At 58.8% G+C, this 4267-nt stretch carries 5 protein-coding genes and 4 pseudogenes; 5 read left to right on the plus strand and 4 right to left on the minus strand.

From position 1 onward, the window contains the following. Nucleotides 1–188, plus strand: a 188-nt coding sequence (locus tag NKJ37_RS31770; protein WP_352443283.1) for a KUP/HAK/KT family potassium transporter, incomplete at its 5' end; no start/stop codon positions are given. A gap of 127 nt (nucleotides 189–315) precedes the next feature. Here NKJ37_RS31770 and NKJ37_RS31775 read toward each other — a convergent pair. From NKJ37_RS31775 to NKJ37_RS31785, 3 genes and pseudogenes are all read right to left on the minus strand, one after another. Next, nucleotides 316–1024, minus strand: a pseudogene (locus NKJ37_RS31775) (IS6 family transposase). Between the two features lie 75 nt (nucleotides 1025–1099). Beyond that, nucleotides 1100–1351: pseudogene (locus tag NKJ37_RS31780) on the minus strand (DUF1403 family protein); the annotation flags it as partial. Nucleotides 1352–1473: 122 nt separating this feature from the next. After that, the gene (locus NKJ37_RS31785) at nucleotides 1474–1851 is read right to left on the minus strand and encodes a hypothetical protein (protein WP_023679574.1); all 378 of its coding nucleotides are present in this window, start codon (nucleotides 1849–1851) and stop codon (nucleotides 1474–1476) included. Nucleotides 1852–2145: 294 nt separating this feature from the next. On the opposite strand from NKJ37_RS31785, the pseudogene NKJ37_RS31790 reads away from it, so the two are divergent. From NKJ37_RS31790 to NKJ37_RS31800, 3 genes and pseudogenes are all read left to right on the plus strand, one after another. After that, nucleotides 2146–2876, plus strand: a pseudogene (locus NKJ37_RS31790) (IS6 family transposase). Beyond that, nucleotides 2873–3052: a hypothetical protein gene (locus NKJ37_RS31795; protein WP_031194388.1), complete on the plus strand. Its 180-nt coding sequence runs from the start codon at nucleotides 2873–2875 to the stop codon at nucleotides 3050–3052. Before NKJ37_RS31790 ends, NKJ37_RS31795 begins: the two are co-directional and overlap by 4 nt. Further along, nucleotides 3052–3669, plus strand: a complete 618-nt coding sequence (locus NKJ37_RS31800) for a hypothetical protein (protein ID WP_352776429.1) — start codon at nucleotides 3052–3054, stop codon at nucleotides 3667–3669. Before NKJ37_RS31795 ends, NKJ37_RS31800 begins: the two co-directional genes overlap by 1 nt. Nucleotides 3670–3774: 105 nt before the next feature. Here the strand turns inward: NKJ37_RS31800 and NKJ37_RS31805 are convergent, their stop codons facing one another. Continuing rightward, complete coding sequence (locus NKJ37_RS31805; protein ID WP_084555543.1) at nucleotides 3775–4179, minus strand: acyl carrier protein; 405 nt, start codon at nucleotides 4177–4179, stop codon at nucleotides 3775–3777. Between NKJ37_RS31805 and NKJ37_RS31810 the strand changes: the two are divergent. Beyond that, nucleotides 4130–4267, plus strand: a pseudogene (locus tag NKJ37_RS31810) (DNA-binding response regulator); the annotation flags it as partial. The gene NKJ37_RS31805 and the pseudogene NKJ37_RS31810 sit on opposite strands and share 50 nt — an antisense overlap.

The raw sequence follows: 4267 nt of genomic DNA on the forward strand, positions 1-4267 counted from the left end.
AGTTCGACATCATGACGACCTCGTTCTTCCTGTCACGGCGTTCGCTCAAGGCCTCGCCCAATTCCGGCATGCCGGTGTGGCAGGACCGGTTGTTCATCGGCCTGGCGCGTACGGCGGCCGACGCGACGGAGTACTTCCAGATCCCGACCGGACGCGTCGTCGAGATCGGAACGCAAGTGACGATTTAGGGCATGCCGCGGTTGAGAAGAATCGGTGCTGTCACATTGATTGAGCGGTAAGGAAATTCAGGTAGCAGCGCGCCCGGCACTGTAAGTTTCAGCGGCTTGATGCAGCGATAGCTGGCCGGGACGGCTGTCACGCTGTGGCGACACACGCGATTTTGTTCCAGATTTGCATGGGGCGTTACGCAGGTCTCGATGTTGAGCCGATGACAGCGCATTGCAGGGAAAGTGAGCAGGTCGGCAATCGGATCATGGATGGAAACGAACCGCTGAAGCTGGCGTGCCGACTTGAAGCGTTTCATGATCCTTTCGCGTCGTCGGGTCGGCTGGTGCGAATTTTCCGCTCGATTTTCAGGCCTGTGTGCGACCGGTGTTCGACGCCGGGCATGAGGTCGCGCATGGCGGCATCATAGGATCGGAGCTTGTCGGTGATCATGATCCGTGGTGTCCGCCCTTGAGCTTTCAGCAACTTGCGCATCAGACGCTTTGCCGCCTTGGCATTTCGGCGGCTTTGTACCAGCACTTCGAGGACGAAGCCGTCCTGATCGACGGCACGCCAGAGCCACTGCTTCTTGCCACTGATAGCCACGACACATTCGTCGAGATGCCATTTGTCGCCCAGGCAGCCGGCTGATATTGATCTCCTGGGCGGAATGCCGTCCGAATTTCTCCGCGCAGCTTCGAACGGTCTGATGCGTGACGATGATGCCGCGGGCCGCCAGCATGTCCTCAACCATGCGCAGGCTGAGCGGAAAGCGAAAGTAGAGCCATACCGCGTGCGCAATGATCTCGGCGGGAAAGCGGTGGCGACCATAGAGCGGATCACGAGCAACTTCTGACATGGCCCAATGTACGCACATCTTCATAAGCTGTCGGTTGTCTTTACGATGCCGCGCCAAGCGAGCAGCATCCGGCCGGCGGGGCCGACCCCGTCTCCCGGCCGTGAGCAGAACGGCATCGCGCAGGTGCCGCTTCATCCTCGACCGGCCAGCCTGCTTTGCCGTTACCGCCGCCGCCGAAAGCGCCAGGCGTTGCCGCCAGGCGCCGATCCGCCGGCAGCGGTTCGTTTCCACCGATGATCCGAGTGCCAACCAGTTCCACTTTCCCCCAATACCTGCGTAACGCCGCCATGCAAATCTGGAACAAAATCGCGTATGTCGCCGCAGCATGACAGCCGTCCCGACCAGCTATCGCTGCATCAATACGCTGATATCTTTACAGTGCCCGCACGCCTCTCGCGCGCCAACGGCCAGTCGGGTGTCGCGAATGAGGCGCGCTGAAGCCATCCGGCTCAGCCGATCATGGCGCTTCGGTTGCCGGGTTCGAGGTCGTGGCCTCTGCCGCTGCGCGATTCTAGCATTTGCGCCTTGGAGAGCTCTGCTTCAGCCTCGGCGAGGCATGGCTCGGCTGCGGTTCTCTGCCGCAGAAGGTCCGATTGCGAATTCTTGACGTTGTCACGACGTAGGCGAGCGGCCTTGGCGAACGTCGGATAAGCGAAATGATTGACATCGGAGATGCCGGCCTTCGTTTCCTCGGCGTTTAACTGGAAGTCCAGTTCTCGCGCCATGCGTTCGAAATCGGCAATCATGATGTCTAGCTGGTGCAACTGTCGCCGCTTCTCATTCACCTGAAATTGCTTCAGTCGGACCAGATTACCTCGTGGCTTCATGACTCGGTACTCCGGTACCCATTTCGTCCAATCAAACCGCTCTCTCCCCTTAACGTTAGGCCTACAGCGACTCTCACGTTTTCTGCTGCGAGCGGAAACATATTTTCCAAAATCCTTGGCCGATGGCTATGAGTTCAATGGCATCGACAAGCATGCGAGCGGGGGACTTAAGGGGCGGTAAAAAAAGGCGGAATAGGGCGATTTTCACAATGTCTGCATTGAACGCGTTGAGACCTGCGGCGGGCTTGACACACAAAGCAATCGTCAAGATTTGCGACATGGACGCCGGGGGGCATGAATACGCCCGCCGTCAGCTACACGCCCCCCGATTTCCGCCGCCTATTATCGCCCACGCGGTCTGGCTTTATTTCCGGTTTCCGCTGAGCCTGCGCCTGGTTGAGGAAATGCTGCTGGAACGCGGCATCGTGGTTTCGTATGAGACAAGTCGCCGGTGGGGCATCAAGTTCGGGCTGGACTGCGCTCGCTGCTTGCGCCGCAAGCCGCCGTGCCGGAATGACGTCTGGTACCTGAACGAAGTGGTCGTCACCATCGCCCGGCAAAAAGCTTTGGTTGTGGCGCACCGTCGACCAGGATGGATATGTGCTGGACGAAATCGTGCAAAACCGCCGCAACACCAAGGCCGCCAAGCGCTTGCTGACGCGGCTGTTGAAGAAGCAGGGGCTCGCGCCGAAGCGCATGATCACCGACTAGCTGCGCTCGTATGGAGCGGCAAAGCGACAGGTGATGCCGGACGTCAAGCACCGGTCGCACAAGGGGTTGAACAACGGAGCGGAGAATTCCCATGTGCCGCCGCGAAAACGGGAGCGGATGATGCAGGGGTCCGATCGCCGAGAGGCCTGCAACGCTTCGTCTCGACCTTGTCAGCCCTCCGCAACCTCTTCGTCCCGCCCCGCCCCAAACGTTCTGCTCTCGCCATACATGTTCATCGCCTCAGCGCGATGGCGCTGGTGATATCACGACGCGTTTGTACCGCTCGACCTACGCCACAGGTGCCGACGCTGTGACGAGCTTCGTCGGTCGCGTGTCGAGTGACGGCACCGGGGACAATTATCGTCGACCGCAGTCCATTGCCCAGACCAAGGCGCTTCTCGGCGTCGGCACGATGGCAAATCGCAGCGTCACGATCTCGGCCGCTGCCCCTTCTGGCGGCGTGGACGGTGATTTCTGGGTGCAGCCGTAATGGCCCTTTACGTCAAAGCCTCCGGGGTCTTGGGGGCGGCCAGCGCCGTCTGGGTGAAAATCTCAAGCCTCTGGACCAAGGCTCGACAGGTCTATGTGCGCAGCTCGGGCGTCTGGGAGAAAATGTTCCCGATAGATCTGGTCTTCAATGGCACTCACGAAGACTCGACTGCCACGACCGTTTACACCCACACCAGCATTCCGCTTCTTGTCGCGCCACACGCTAATCGTCGTGTCATCGTGACAACTGAGACCACTGACACCGAAAGTGCAGTGACCGTCAACAGTATGACGATTGGGGGTGTGGCTGCCACCCTTCTCGCTCAGGTGGAAAGCATCTTCAATTCTGGTGTGGTCTATCTGTCAGTGTGGTCAGCCCTCGTGCCAACCGGTACGACGGCAACGATCGTGACCACGTATAGTGAGAGCGTGTTCCGTGACTACATGTCGGTCGATACGACCACCAATTGGGATGGTGTGGTGGGCACTGTTGCCTCTGACAACAATTCAACGGGTGGCCTGACAACGACCGTCAGCATTGGTGCCCTGGGCGCAGCGATCGCAATTGCGGGCAACGCCACCAAGGGGGCATCGGCACTGCGACATGGACCGGGCTGACCCAACAGTTCTCAAACACACCAGTCACGGATACAAACCACAGCGGAGCAATGGCCATAGCTACCGCCGCCCAAGCTGCCCTCACCGTAACCTGTGCCTACAGCACTACTCCAGCACTTGCCGCACTGCTGGTGGTTCCGCGGTGCGCAACTCCTGACTGGCGACGGCGTCGGCGACATGCCTTACGGACTCGTATTGCCAGAGCTTGTAATCGTCGACAAACCAGCCAAGTCGGCTCTCGATCGCCGTAGCAAGCTCGTTATAGTCGAGGCTGTCGAGGCCGAGATCCCGCATTCTGGTTGTCATCGAGACCTCTACTTTTTCGGCAACTAGAGCGTTGAGGGTTTTGAGAACCAGTTGTTCAATTTCAAGTAATGTCATCACTAATACATGCCTTTTGCTTGCAGATTCAGGTAATGCAACCCTGATCGGGGCGCAACCCCCAAAACGAGGTGTGCGGTTGAAACATGTTCTTGTCATTGACGATGATGCCGCAATGCGGCGCCTCATCGCCGATGCATGCCCTGAAGGTAACCGCAGTCCACGATAGCAAGCAGTTTGACTATGTTCTTTCACGTGAGCCAGTCGATCTCGTGGT

It is taken from the genome of Mesorhizobium sp. M0140 (assembly GCF_040322475.1).
Lineage (GTDB): Bacteria > Pseudomonadota > Alphaproteobacteria > Rhizobiales > Rhizobiaceae > Mesorhizobium.

Coding starts and splice junctions, on each gene's coding strand:
- NKJ37_RS31800 (WP_352776429.1), top strand. CDS start 3,052: ATGGCCCTTTACGTCAAAGCCTCCGGGGTCTTGGGGGCGGCCAGCGCC.
- NKJ37_RS31805 (WP_084555543.1), bottom strand. CDS start 4,179: ATGAGGCGCCGCATTGCGGCATCATCGTCAATGACAAGAACATGTTTC.
- NKJ37_RS31785 (WP_023679574.1), bottom strand. CDS start 1,851: ATGAAGCCACGAGGTAATCTGGTCCGACTGAAGCAATTTCAGGTGAAT.